This is a genomic window from Pseudolabrys taiwanensis (assembly GCF_003367395.1).
Taxonomy (GTDB): domain Bacteria; phylum Pseudomonadota; class Alphaproteobacteria; order Rhizobiales; family Xanthobacteraceae; genus Pseudolabrys; species Pseudolabrys taiwanensis.
This window is the reverse complement of sequence record NZ_CP031417.1, coordinates 1,444,988-1,457,008: the sequence shown is the minus strand read 5'-3', so window position 1 is coordinate 1,457,008 and position 12,021 is coordinate 1,444,988. Positions and strand designations below refer to the sequence as shown.

The 12,021-nt window shown below is 65.5% G+C and carries 11 protein-coding genes; 7 read left to right on the top strand and 4 right to left on the bottom strand.

The features are described 5' to 3' along the window. Nucleotides 1–126: 126 nt before the first annotated feature. From DW352_RS06990 to DW352_RS06980, 3 genes are all read left to right on the top strand, one after another. Nucleotides 127–1,335 carry a tyrosine-type recombinase/integrase gene (locus DW352_RS06990; RefSeq protein WP_162826828.1) on the top strand — a complete coding sequence of 403 codons (1,209 nt, stop codon included), beginning with the start codon at nucleotides 127–129 and terminating at the stop codon, nucleotides 1,333–1,335. 377 nt (nucleotides 1,336–1,712) lie between these two features. Further along, complete coding sequence (locus DW352_RS06985; protein ID WP_115689779.1) at nucleotides 1,713–2,996, top strand: porin; 1,284 nt, start codon at nucleotides 1,713–1,715, stop codon at nucleotides 2,994–2,996. Between the two features lie 212 nt (nucleotides 2,997–3,208). After that, nucleotides 3,209–5,266 carry an O-linked N-acetylglucosamine transferase, SPINDLY family protein gene (locus DW352_RS06980; protein ID WP_115689777.1) on the top strand — a complete coding sequence of 686 codons (2,058 nt, stop codon included), beginning with the start codon at nucleotides 3,209–3,211 and terminating at the stop codon, nucleotides 5,264–5,266. On the opposite strand, the gene DW352_RS06975 is transcribed toward DW352_RS06980, so the two are convergent. Beyond that, nucleotides 5,244–6,137 carry an alpha/beta fold hydrolase gene (locus tag DW352_RS06975; RefSeq protein WP_115689775.1) on the bottom strand — a complete coding sequence of 298 codons (894 nt, stop codon included), beginning with the start codon at nucleotides 6,135–6,137 and terminating at the stop codon, nucleotides 5,244–5,246. The genes DW352_RS06980 and DW352_RS06975 overlap by 23 nt on opposite strands. Before the next feature lie 173 nt (nucleotides 6,138–6,310). Next, entirely contained in the window at nucleotides 6,311–8,344 is a 2,034-nt protein-coding gene (locus DW352_RS06970) for a lytic transglycosylase domain-containing protein (protein WP_245434351.1), read from the bottom strand. Between the two features lie 465 nt (nucleotides 8,345–8,809). On the opposite strand from DW352_RS06970, the gene dapA reads away from it, so the two are divergent. The 3 genes from dapA to smpB are packed head-to-tail and all read left to right on the top strand — an operon-like array spanning nucleotide 8,810 to nucleotide 10,634. Then, nucleotides 8,810–9,700 carry a 4-hydroxy-tetrahydrodipicolinate synthase gene (gene dapA / locus DW352_RS06965; RefSeq protein WP_115689771.1) on the top strand — a complete coding sequence of 297 codons (891 nt, stop codon included), beginning with the start codon at nucleotides 8,810–8,812 and terminating at the stop codon, nucleotides 9,698–9,700. Between the two features lie 21 nt (nucleotides 9,701–9,721). Next, nucleotides 9,722–10,138 carry a large conductance mechanosensitive channel protein MscL gene (mscL, locus tag DW352_RS06960; RefSeq protein ID WP_425374635.1) on the top strand — a complete coding sequence of 139 codons (417 nt, stop codon included), beginning with the start codon at nucleotides 9,722–9,724 and terminating at the stop codon, nucleotides 10,136–10,138. A 19-nt stretch (nucleotides 10,139–10,157) separates the two neighbouring features. Then, complete coding sequence (gene smpB, locus DW352_RS06955; RefSeq protein WP_115689769.1) at nucleotides 10,158–10,634, top strand: SsrA-binding protein SmpB; 477 nt, start codon at nucleotides 10,158–10,160, stop codon at nucleotides 10,632–10,634. 11 nt (nucleotides 10,635–10,645) lie between these two features. Here the strand turns inward: smpB and DW352_RS06950 are convergent, their stop codons facing one another. Together DW352_RS06950 and DW352_RS06945 are read right to left on the bottom strand one after the other, a co-directional pair. Next, nucleotides 10,646–10,855, bottom strand: coding sequence for a hypothetical protein (locus DW352_RS06950; RefSeq protein WP_115689767.1), 210 nt, complete (start codon nucleotides 10,853–10,855; stop codon nucleotides 10,646–10,648). Between the two features lie 102 nt (nucleotides 10,856–10,957). Further along, on the bottom strand, nucleotides 10,958–11,479 hold the full coding sequence (locus DW352_RS06945; RefSeq protein WP_115689765.1) for a superoxide dismutase family protein: 522 nt from the start codon (nucleotides 11,477–11,479) through the stop codon (nucleotides 10,958–10,960). 123 nt (nucleotides 11,480–11,602) lie between these two features. Between DW352_RS06945 and DW352_RS06940 the strand changes: the two genes are divergently transcribed. Next, nucleotides 11,603–11,986 carry a VOC family protein gene (locus tag DW352_RS06940; RefSeq protein WP_115689763.1) on the top strand — a complete coding sequence of 128 codons (384 nt, stop codon included), beginning with the start codon at nucleotides 11,603–11,605 and terminating at the stop codon, nucleotides 11,984–11,986. The last annotated feature ends 35 nt before the right edge of the window (nucleotides 11,987–12,021 follow it).

The window sequence follows — 12,021 nt, the reverse complement described above, 5'->3', positions numbered from 1 at the left end:
AATTTATGCCTGTACTTGTGCTCAAGGACAACCAATCGGTGTCGCCGGCATGCGGTCTCGGCGATGATGAGCTCGAGGCAGGAACTCCTGCGTTAGTGTGTGATTACGGCTATGCCGACTGTTGTGTTGTCAGTTCCTTTCGTACGTCAGGCCGTGTGTCCCACCGGCCGCAGGAAGACTGACTATTTCGATTCAACGCAACGCGGCTTTCTCCTCGAAGTGCGCTGCTCCGGCGGCAAGACCTATTACCAGCGATACACCGATGAGCGTGGCCGCGAGCGCCAGTACAAAATCGGCCCCGCCGACGTCGTCTCCCTCGATCAGGCGCGGCGGAAGGCCAAGCAGATCGTTGCCGAGGCGCTGCTGGGCGCCGACCCGCAGCAAAAGCGGCGCGAGCTGCGCGCCGTCCCCTTGCTCAGGGATTTCGTCGCCGAGCGCTATTTGCCCTACGTGCAAACCTACAAGAACAGCTGGTCGACCGACGAGACGGTTCTGCGCATTCACATCCTGCCGAAGCTCGGCGCGTTGGCACTCGACGAGATCAAAACCGACGCCATCACCGATCTGATCAATCGCATGCGCGAGGATGGTTACGCGGCCGGCACGATGAACCGCGTGATCGTCATCCTGCGCTACATCTATAATCTCGCCCGCAAGTGGAAGGTGCCCGGTGGGCTGGAGAATCCGGCCGCCGGCTTGACCGCCGGGCCCGACGTGCAGCGCAACCGCTTCCTCAGCGAGGAGGAGGCGGAAGCTTTGATGCGCGCGATCCATGCCGATGAGAACCGCACGGCGGCGCGGTGCATCATGTTGCTGCTGTTGACCGGTGCGCGCCGGAACGAAGTCACCTTCGCGAAGTGGGACTACATCGACTGGAAGAACAAGACGCTTCTGGTGCCGAAGTCGAAATCGGGCCGCGCCCGCGTCGTGGCGCTGAACCAGTCGGCGATCGCGCTGCTGACGTCGACGCCGCGGATGGAAGGCAATCCGTACATCTTCCCGTCGCCGGTGAACGGCAAGCCATCGCCGTCGTTGTTCTTTCCTTGGGATCGCATCCGCAAGCGGGCAGGGCTCGAGGATGTCCGTCTCCACGACCTGCGTCATTCGTTCGCGAGCTTCCTCGTCAACCGCGGCGTCTCGCTCTATGTCGTGCAGGGCCTGCTGGGGCATCTGCACGCGCGCACGACACAGCGTTACGCGCATCTGACGCAGGAGACGCTCATCGGCGCGGCCGACCTCATCCAGGAGGTCGTGACGTTTCCAGGTGTCGAGCGGCGCGCCGAGACGGCCGCACCGGTGGCGGATTTCCCGCCGGCCGCACAACAAACGACCTAAGCACAACTCCTCTCTTCGTGACGTCACCGCGCGAACTGCCACCGGCAGTCGGCGCCGCTGACGCGCGTCTGCATTCTTAAACTTTACCGAAAATTCATCCCTTGAACGCCAACGTTGCGAACGCATTCGCGCGCCGCAAGCGCGCGATTTTGCGCCGTTTTTAAAGGCGACCTACGCCATACCTATTTCGCTCAGCCAGTTCGTAAGGTCCACGCGCGGCGAAAGTCGATTGCATTCCGGAGCTTGAGTTTTCCGCCGACCCACGAGAGCCCCAGAAGGTCGAGATGCCTTTGCGGGCGATGGTGGACATTGGCGAACCTAGAAAATCCACCATTCTTGGGATTGCAGCGCGGTGATGCACGCAATCCCTCCAGTACGTGAAGATTTGCAGCCTGTACGGCGTCGGGTTCTACTACATCCCCGGCACCGACATGTGCGTGAAGATTGGTGGCTGGGTCCGTTCGGAATATTCGTACGGCGGCAACGGCAACTTCGCGTGGGGCTGGGCGAACGGTAACGTCAACAACCGTACGACCAACAACAGCGTGTTCCGCGCCCGCGGTTACATCACCGCCGACGCGCGCAACCAGACCGAATACGGCACCGTCCGCGCTTACTTGGCGGTCGGCGTTTCGGAAAACGACACGGGTGCGAACACCTCGTCGAACACGTTCAGCGCCAACCGCGCCTTCATCCAGTGGGCCGGCTTCACCTTCGGCCGCGCGCAGTCGTTCTACGACTTCTACTCGTCGCCGGCGACCTCGTACTGGGGTGCGTTCCCGTCGTCGGACAGCGGCGATCCGGGCTGGCTGGTCTGGGGCTACACCGCGCAGTTCGGCAACGGTCTGTCGGCCACGATCTCGGCTGAAGAGCGTCGCATGACCTCGATCGTCGGTGGCACCTCGACCGTGACCTCGGCGTTCCCGGGCGCGTACGGCGGCTTCCAGGCGCCGGACATCGTCGCCAACCTGCGCGTCGACCAGGCTTGGGGTTCGGCCCAGATCATGGGCGCGATGCACGAAGTCAACGCGCTCTACTACGCTGCGGCTCCTGGCTCGGGTCACCCGGGCGACAAGTGGGGCTTCGCGGTCGGCGCCGGCATCAAGCTGAACGCGCCGATGATCGGCAAGGGCGACTACCTGCAAGCCCAAGTCAACTACACCCAGGGCGCTCTGCGTTATACGTTCATGACGCCGAACTCCAACTGGGGCAAGGTTGACGGCTCGGGCATGGGCTTCGGCTTCCTGACCGACGGCGTGTACTCGGCCACCGGCACGACCGACCTCCAGCTGACCACGGCTTGGAACGTCAACGCGGCCTACGAGCACTTCTGGAATGCCCGTTGGCGCACGTCGCTCTATGGCGGTTATGCTGCCACGAGCTACAACTCGACCGCGAACAACATCCTCTGCACCGGTTCGCCGTCGACCGTTCTCGCCGGTTGCGACATGAACTGGAAGACCTGGTGGGTCGGTTCGCGTACCCAGTGGAACGTCACGTCTGACTTCTACCTCGGTGTCGACGTGCTGTACTCCAAGCTCCAGAGCGCGACCGCTCCGGCTGGCTTCGTGCCGGCGACGGCTCCGGCCGGTGTCACCAGCATCAAGGACATCGACAACTGGGCCGTCCGTCTGCGTGCGCACAAGGACTTCTATCCCTGATCGCTTAACCGCGATTTCTTGGATAACCGAACCCCGGCGGGCAACCGCCGGGGTTTTGTTTTTGGCGCCTTGCCTTTGCGCCGCCGGCGTGGCACGGCCGGACCGTCAGCGAACCCTCCGCCGAGTGCCGAGCCACAGTGACATCCAAACGATCGTCTTCTGGCCAACCCCGACCTCTGCCGCCGCCGGCGGCCCGCGCTTTTGAGGAGGCGATGGCCGCGCTCCAGAGCGGCCGGCTCGACGATGCCGAGCGCCTCTATCGCAAGGTCCTGAAAGCGGAGTCGAAGCACTTTCCCGCGCTCGTCATGCTCGGGCTCGTCTGCGCACAGCAGGGGCGTCTGGTGGAGGCGGAGGGGCTGTTGCGCGAGGCGCTCACGGTGCACCCGGGCGATCCCGGCGCGCAGTTCAACCACGCCAACGTGCTGCTGGCGATGCAACGCCACGACGAGGCCTTCGCCGCCTTCGGGCGGGCGCTGGCGCTCCACCCGGCGATCCCGGAGGCGCACCTCAACCGCGGCGGCATTCTCATGATGCGCCAGCAGCCGCGGGATGCGATCGCCTGTTTCGACGCGGCCTTGCAGATCAATCCGCGCTACGCCGAGGCGCATTGCAACCGCGGCAATGCGTTGGAAGCGCTCGGCCGGCCTGACGAGGCGCTCGCGAGCTACGACCGCGCGATCGCTCTCAATCCGCAGCAGCCGGAGTTTCACGCCAGCCGTGCCAACATCCTGCACCGCTTGCGCCAGAACGATGAGGCGCTCGCCGCGCTGGCGAAGGCGATCGCGCTGCAGCCGCAGCATCCCGGCCTGCACCTCAACCGCGCCAACATCCTGCTCGATCTCAAGCGCTTCGACGAAGCCTTCGCCGCCTACGATCAGGCGTTTCGCCTCGATCCCAATCTGGATTACCTCGAGGGCGATCGTTTCTTTGCCAAAATGATGATCTGCGACTGGACGGATCTGGCGGCAGAGAACGCGCATCTCGTCGCGGGCGTCGCGGCGGCGCGCCCCGTGTCGAGGCCGTTCGCATTTCTGACCGCGCAGGCCCCGGCGGCGGCGCAGATTCAGTGCGCTAATATGTTCGCCGACCGCGATTACCCCGCGCGACCGCCGCTATGGCGCGGCGAACGCTACGATCACCAACGGATCCGCATCGCTTATCTGTCCGCCGACTACCGCGAGCACCCGGTCGCCATCCTGCTGGCCGGCCTGTTCGAGCGGCACGACCGCAGCCGCTTCGAGACGATGGCGGTGTCGTTCGGCGCCGCGGGCAACTCGCCGATGCGGCAGCGGTTGATGGGCGCTTTCGATCGCTTCCTCGATGTGCACGACAAAAGCGACGGCGATGTCGCGCAGCTGCTGCGCGACATGGAGATCGATATCGCGGTCGACCTCATGGGGCCGACGCAGAACGCACGTCCCGGCATTCTGGCGCATCGGCCCGCGCCGGTTCAGGTCCTGTATCTTGGTTATGCCGGCAGCAGCGGCGCGCCTTACGTCGACTATCTGCTGGCGGATCGCGTCGTCATTCCCGAAGCGGAGCGGGAGCTGTTTCGCGAGCGGATCGTCTATCTGCCCGACAGCTTCATGGGCGCGGATTCGTCGCGCGCCATCGCGGCGGCGACGCCGACGCGGGCGGAGGAGGGGCTGCCGCCGAGCGGATTTGTGTTCTGCGCCTTCAACAACAGTTACAAGCTCGGCCCGCTGATCTTTGATGTTTGGATGGCGCTGCTGAACGAGGTCCCGGGCAGCGTGCTGTGGCTCTCGGGCAGCAACGAGAGTGCCGAACGCCGCCTGCGTGCGGCGGCGCAGGCGCGCGGCGTCGCGCCCGAACGGCTCGTCTTCGCGCGGCGCGTCGCGCGCAACGAAGACCATCTGGCGCGGCATCGGCTGGCCGATCTTTATCTCGATACCTTGCCGATCAACGCACATTCGACCGCGAACGACGCCTTGTGGGCGGGGCTTCCGGTCCTGACCTGCCGTGGCGGCACGTTTGGCAGCCGCGTGGCGGCGAGCTTGCTGACCGCTGTCGGATTGCCCGAACTCGTTACGGACAATCTCGCCGACTACACAGCACTGGCGCTCAAGCTCGCGCGCGACCCGGACCTGCTGTCCTCGCTGCGCGGCACGCTCGCGGCCAACCGCAACCGGTCGCCGCTTTTCGATACCGCGCGCTTCACGCGGCACATTGAGGCGGCGTACTTGACGATGTGGCAGCGCGCGCAGCGTGGCGAGCCGCCGTCGCCCTTTAGCGTGCCGCCGCGGGAATAGCGCGCTCGCATCGCGCCACGAAATCGGCGATCCGGCCGATCACGTCGGGCTCGACCAGCAGCGGCGTGTGACCCTGGTCGGGCACTTCGAGCGTCTCCAGGTCCGGACGCCGCGCCTGCATCGCTTCCACGGTGGCCGGCATCAGAAGATCGGAGTTTTCGCCGCGGATCACCATGACCGGCACGTGGGCGAGGGCGTCGAACTGCGGCCACAGCGGCGGCAGCGGCTTGTCGAAGTTGACGCCTTCCATGGTCTTGGCGAGCTTGACGTCGTAGGTCGGCACCAGCCGGCCGTGCTCTTCCTTGAAGCCGCGCCGCGCCGCGGCCAGCCAATCCTCGGATGTGAGCTTGGGAAACTGCGCGCTGAACAAGCGGCGCAGAATCTCCGCGCCTTCTTCGAAATCGCGCGGCTGCGGCAGTTTGCCGACATAGCCCTTGATCCGCATGAGCCCCTTCGGCTCGATCACGGGGCCGATGTCGTTGAGCACCGCGCCGGCGATCGCCGTCGGCCGCAGCACCGCGAGCAGCATAGTCAGGATGCCGCCGCGGGAGGTGCCGATGAACACCGCCGGCATGGCGTCGAGTGCGGCGAGAACCGCCAGCACATCGGCGAGTTCGACATGAAAGTCGTAGTGCGAAGGATCGCGGTCGTAGTCGGACAGACCGCGGCCGCGATAATCGAGCGCCAGCACGCGCCGGGGTGTCGCGGCATCGCCGGCCAATGATCGGGCCAGCACGTCGAAATCGGCGGCCGTGCGGGCAAGGCCCGGCAGGCAGACGACGGTGGCTTCCGCGCTGCGCGGACCATAGCAGCGCACGTGCAGCTTCAGGCCGTCGGGTGCGGAGATGAACGTGCTGACGGCGTCGCTCATGAGGGCCTTCGATGTGGGAACGATGGAGCGGGGTTTAGAAGCGGAAGCTGTTCTAGTTAGTGCGTATTTTCATCCGCTCATTCCCGCGAAAGCGGGAATCCAGCGATGGGTCCGCGCTTTCGCGGGGGGTGAACGGATACAGGATAATCGATGTTATGCGAGCGGCAACGCCGTTAGTTCGAATTGCCGCGCTTGAGATCGGCCTCGATCACCAGCCGGCTGCTGCCGCCGAAGCGGGCGCGGTAGATCTGCAGGTTTTCCATGATCCGTTGCACGTAGTTGCGTGTCTCGGCGATCGGGATGCGCTCGACCCAGTCGACCGGATCGACGCGCGGGTCGCGCGGATCGCCATAAGCGGCGACCCACTGACGCACGCGGCCGCGGCCGGCGTTGTAGCCGGCGAAGGTCATGATGTAGGAGCCGTTGTACTGCGACAGCAGCATCGACAGTTCGGCCGCGCCCATCTGCACGTTGTAGATCGGGTCGCTCAGCAGCCGCGCTTTGTTATAGGCGACCTTGAAGCGCTTGGCCGTATCCTGCGCCGACGCCGGCGTCACCTGCATCAGCCCCATCGCCTTGGCGATGGAGACGACCTTCTGATTGAAGTGGCTTTCCTGGCGCGCGATCGAGTAGGCGACCGCGTCCTCGATGGCCGGCGCGATCGGCGTGTAGTGCGGCAGCCCGACCACCGGATAAGCGTAGTAGTCGAGCGGCAGGCCGCGACCGAGCGCGCCTTTGCCGAGCAGGAGCATGGCGCGGCCGTCGCGATGCTTGGCGGCGAGTTCGCCCAGCGCCGCGAGGCCGGCGACGTCGGTCGCGGTCTCGCCGAGTTCGGCATAGATCGAGGCGAGCATGTCGCGCTCGTCGAGCGCGTAAAGAATTTCCGCCGCGCGGACGACTTCGAGGTTGCTGAGCAGGTTACGATCGTGGGTCGTGAAGGTCGGCGGGCCGCGCAGGCCGAGGTCGGAAAGCCCGAGCTGGGCGCGCGCGAGCTGGCCGTAATAGGTCGCCGAGTGCACGGCGGCGGCTTCGTAGAAAGCCTTGGCCTGGGCGCGCTGACCCATGGCCTCCGCGGCGCGGCCCTGCCAATAGCCACCGCGCGCCAGCGCATGCGGATTGGTCGTGCCGTCGTCGATGTGGGCGAAATGCTGCGCGGCGGTCTTGGGATCGTGCAGATAGCGCAGCGCGATCCAGCCGGCGGTGAAGTGCTGGTCGACGCGGTAATTGCCTTTGTGCGCCGGCGCGGCATCGCGCGCCACGCGATAGGCGGTCTGCGCGTCCTGGTCGTCGAGCAGCTTGCGCACGACGAGGCGGCGTTCGACCCACCACTGATCTGGATCGACGACGGACTCCCGGTCGCGCGGCGCGGCGAGGATCGCCCGCGCGGCTTCTTCCGGCTGGTCGTTCTTGCGCAGCCACTGCGCGCGCGAGAACAGATAGCCGGCGTCGCCGCGCGCCGAGCTCGGCACGGAGTCGAGCAGGGCCTTGGCGTTGCTGGCGCGCTTGATGACGGCGGCGCGCGCGCGCGCGATCAGCAGTTCGTTGCCGCCGAGCCGTTCGGCCTCGCGCATGCCGGCTTCCACGTCGTCGTCGTAGAAGCGCTGATCCATGCGGATCTTGTGATCGGCGCGCGTGAGCAGGTCGCCGAACATGTCGAGCACGCGGGCTTCGACGTCGGCGCTGCAGTCGTCGTATCGCCAGGCGTAGCGCACGAGCGCCGCGGCGCCGTCGCGATCGCCCTGGGCGAGCAGCGCGCGCGCCAGCACATAGCGGCCCTTCGCGGTGGTCGGCTTCGACCGCGCAAAGAAGGCGCGCACGGTGCTGTCGTCGAGCTTGTCGTTCCACAGCGCGTTCTCGGCACGGCGGCGGAACAAGGCCGAATGCGGCCAGGCCGGATTGGCTTCGACGAACGCGGCGTAGCGCTGGAAGCTCGGCCTGGTGTTGTCAGACCGCAGGATCATCCACTCGGCGAGCTTGCGGGCGACCGGATCGGACAGCTGACGCGCGGCGGCGTCGGCATCCGCTTCCTTGCCCTTGCGCGTCGCCTCCAGCACACGCTTGAGCGTGGCGATGTCGGCGGGCGATGTGGCGGTGGAGGCGGCAACCGCGAACGGACCCGCGGTCGGCCGGACCAGCGGTTGGAAGGTCGCCCGGCTGGCGAACATGGCGCCGCGCACGCCGACATTGGCCTGCGCATAGGACGTCATCTCGGGCGCGGCGGCCGATGGGCGGTGACGGGGTAGGGGTGTCTGGGCGGCAACGTGGGGAGCGCTGACGGCGGCCGGTGCGCGAACCACGCTGGGAGCGCCGATGGCGGGGCGAGGCCGGGGCAGGGGAACTTTGCTCGTTGCGGCCAGGACCGGGCCGGCGCTGATGGCGCCCGCAAGCACGAGAGATAAACGAGCCACTCTCATGGCTTTTCGATCAAGCACGTCCCTGTAACCCCTCTGCGGTTCCCGGTCAGTCCGACTCAGAAAGGGAATCACACCCCCATTAGGCCAACATGGTTGACGAAAAAATACCGGGCTGAATGCTAGCCCGGATGCCTAGCGGCGGACAGGGGCAAAAGCGGGGCGGATCGCACCTTTCCCGGCGGAGCCTTAAGGGCTTTCATCGCCGCCGCCGACCCGATATCTATGGTCCTCTTATCTCTTTACCGGAGTGGACGCATCATGACCGCCAAGACGAGCTTTCGAGGCTCCTTTACCGCCCTCGTCACGCCGTTCAAGAACGGCGCGGTCGATGAAAAAGCCTTCCGCGACCTGGTCGACTGGCAGATCGCCGAAGGCACCAACGGTCTGGTGCCGGTCGGCACGACGGGCGAGAGCCCGACTTTGTCGCACGACGAGCACAAGCGCGTGGTGGAGTGGTGCGTCGATCAGGCGCGGCGGCGCGTGCCGGTGATTGCCGGCGCCGGGTCGAACTCGACCGCCGAGGCGATCGACTTCTCCAAGCACGCCGAGAAGGCGGGGGCCGACGCCGTGCTCATCGTGACGCCGTACTACAACAAGCCGACGCAGGAAGGGCTCTATCAGCACTTCAAGGCGATCAACGATGCCATCGGCATTCCGATCCTGATCTACAACATTCCGGGACGGTCGGTGATCGACATGTCGGTCGACACCATGAAGCGGCTTTATGAGCTCAAGAACATCGCCGGCGTGAAGGACGCCACCGCCAACGTGCTGCGCGTGTCGCAGCAGCGCGCGGTCATCGGCGAGGACTTCAACCAGCTCTCGGGCGAAGACGGCACCTGCCTCGGCTTCATGGCGCATGGCGGCCACGGCTGCATCTCGGTGACGTCGAACGTGGCGCCGCGGCTCTGCGCCGAATTCCAGAGCGCGTGCCTGAAGGGCGACTACGCCACCGCGCTCAAGCTGCAGGACAAGCTGCTGCCGCTGCACCAGAACCTGTTCATCGAGACCAACCCGTCGCCGGCCAAGTACGCGCTGTCGGTGCTTGGCAAGATGTCGGACGATGTGCGCCTGCCGATGGTGCCGCTGTCGGAGAAGTCGAAGGCCGCCGTGCGTGAGGCCATGGTCCACGCTGGCCTGATCAACTGAAGCTGGAATAGGGGCGCCACAATGCCGGTGTTGGACGACTTCAAGAAATTCGCGCTGAAAGGCAACGTCATCGATCTCGCCATCGGCGTGATCATCGGCGCGGCCTTCGGCAGCATCGTGTCCTCGCTGGTCGGCGACGTCATCATGCCGGTGATCGGCGCCGTCACCGGCGGCCTCGACTTTTCGAACTACTACATCCCGCTGTCCTCCAAGGTCACAGCCGACACGCTGGTCGAGGCGAAAAAGCAAGGCGCTGTATTGGCTTACGGGAGCTTTCTCACCGTAACGCTTAACTTCATCATCATTGCCTGGGTGCTGTTCATGGCAATCCGGGCGATCGGCACGGTGATGAAGAAAGAGGAGGCGAAGCCGACGCCGCCGACCAAGCAAGAAGAACTGCTGACCGAGATCCGCGATCTCTTGAAGGCGCGCACCTGAGCGCTGATATTCCTTACCCATGTCTGCAAAACCTGAGCGCCGGTTCAAGGTGGTCGCCGAGAACCGAAGGGCGCGTTTCAACTATGAGATCGGAGATACCGTCGAGGCCGGCATTGCGCTGACTGGCAGCGAGGTGAAATCTTTGCGCTCGGGCAAGGCGACGATTGCCGAGTCCTACGCCGACGCCAAAGGCGGGGAGATCTGGCTCGTCAACGCCAACATTCCCGAGTACCAGCAGGCCGGACCCTACAACAATCATGCGCCGAAGCGGCCGCGCAAGCTGCTGCTGCACGAGCGCGAGATCGACAAGATGGCCGCCGCGGTCGAGCGCGAAGGCATGACCATCGTGCCGCTCAAGCTTTACTTCAACGAGCGCGGGCGGGCGAAGGTCGAGCTCGCGGTCGCGCGCGGCAAGAAGCTGCACGACAAGCGCGAGACCGAGAAGAAGCGGTCCTGGGATCGCGAGAAGAGCCGGCTGATGCGGCTCAAGGGCTAGGCCCTCGCGCGCTAGAGGGGATCGACGATCTGATCGAGTTCGGTGTGCACCGCTTGCCCCAAGTGGCAGCGGTGGCCTTCGCCGGCCTGCAACAGCGCGCGGGCTTCTTCCGGGCTGCTGGCGTCAACGCACCATTCCTCGACGCGCGTGACGAGCATGGTCGCGTGATAGGTTTTGACAGTCTTCTTGGCAGTCGTCTTGGCAGTTGTCTTGCGGCTCATGGTCCGTGAACACGCGAATCAGCCGCCGTGTTCCGTCGGCGCGTTGCGCTCCTCCTGGCGCGGCGCAGGAGGAGCGGTTCCGCGCGGCCTGCGAGGCGCTGCTTACTCGATCACGCCGCAGGCGATGCGGCCGCCGGCATCGCCGGTCGGATCGGTCTTATAGTCGTCCTTGCCGGCGTGGATGATCACCGCCGAGCCGTCGGCGTCGTAGACCGAGTTCGGCTTGCCCTTCTCGAGCGTGATGTTGGTGTTGAGAATCTCGACGGTCAGGTCGCCGCTCTGCGGGATGTGGAGGTTGGGCATGTCGCCGGCGTGCTGGCCTTCGGGCGACATCATGCCGTGCTTGTGGTTGGCGGGATTGAAGTGACCGCCGGCCGAGGTGAATGGCGGTTCGCACTTGCCGACGGCGTGCACGTGAAACGCATGCTCGCCCGGCGGCAGTCCCTTCACCGACACATTGATCAGCACGCCTTGCCGCGTCTGCGTCAGGTTCACCGAGCCGACTTCCTTGCCCTCGGCATTCTTGAGCGGCGCGGAGGCGCTCTGCGCGGCGGCCGGCAAGGCCGCGCCGGTGCAGAACACGGCGGTCAGCAGACCGAATGCGAAATGACGGTGGAATTGCATGATGTCGCTCCCTGGGTTGGGTCGTCGTTCTTGATCGCTAATGTGACCGAAGGCAAGGGCGGTACGCCTTGACCTTCGGCCGCATTCACGTTGCCGTGACCAGATGAGCCGGGAGAGCCGCCTATGCCGCCAACCAAACTCGATCATTGCGTCATCCATGTTTCCAACTGGGAACGCTCCAACAAGTTCTACGCCGATGTGCTCGGCGCGGAGCTCGTGTCGCGGCCGGCCGGCTGGGCCTATCGCTTCGGCGACAAGCAGCTCAACGTGCACGGGCCCGGCGTGACGCCGGCGGAGGTCGCGCGGCTGCCGGTGCAGCCCGGCAACAGCGACCTGTGCTTCGAATGGGACGGCCCGATCGCCGATGCGGTGGCGCATCTCAAGGCGCAGGGCATCGCCATCGAACGTGGCCCGCTGCAGCGCTTCGGCGCCAAGGGGCCGGGGACGAGCGTCTATTTCCGCGATCCCGACGGTTCCCTGATGGAGTTCATGTCGTATCGCGGCTGAGGCGGCTGCGCTAAAATGTTCGCTTCCCAAGGGAG

Coding starts and splice junctions, on each gene's coding strand:
- smpB (WP_115689769.1), top strand. CDS start 10,158: ATGTCTGCAAAACCTGAGCGCCGGTTCAAGGTGGTCGCCGAGAACCGA.
- DW352_RS06970 (WP_245434351.1), bottom strand. CDS start 8,344: ATGACGTCCTATGCGCAGGCCAATGTCGGCGTGCGCGGCGCCATGTTC.
- DW352_RS06940 (WP_115689763.1), top strand. CDS start 11,603: ATGCCGCCAACCAAACTCGATCATTGCGTCATCCATGTTTCCAACTGG.
- DW352_RS06975 (WP_115689775.1), bottom strand. CDS start 6,137: ATGAGCGACGCCGTCAGCACGTTCATCTCCGCACCCGACGGCCTGAAG.
- DW352_RS06950 (WP_115689767.1), bottom strand. CDS start 10,855: ATGAGCCGCAAGACAACTGCCAAGACGACTGCCAAGAAGACTGTCAAA.
- dapA (WP_115689771.1), top strand. CDS start 8,810: ATGACCGCCAAGACGAGCTTTCGAGGCTCCTTTACCGCCCTCGTCACG.
- DW352_RS06945 (WP_115689765.1), bottom strand. CDS start 11,479: ATGCAATTCCACCGTCATTTCGCATTCGGTCTGCTGACCGCCGTGTTC.
- DW352_RS06980 (WP_115689777.1), top strand. CDS start 3,209: ATGGCCGCGCTCCAGAGCGGCCGGCTCGACGATGCCGAGCGCCTCTAT.
- mscL (WP_425374635.1), top strand. CDS start 9,722: ATGCCGGTGTTGGACGACTTCAAGAAATTCGCGCTGAAAGGCAACGTC.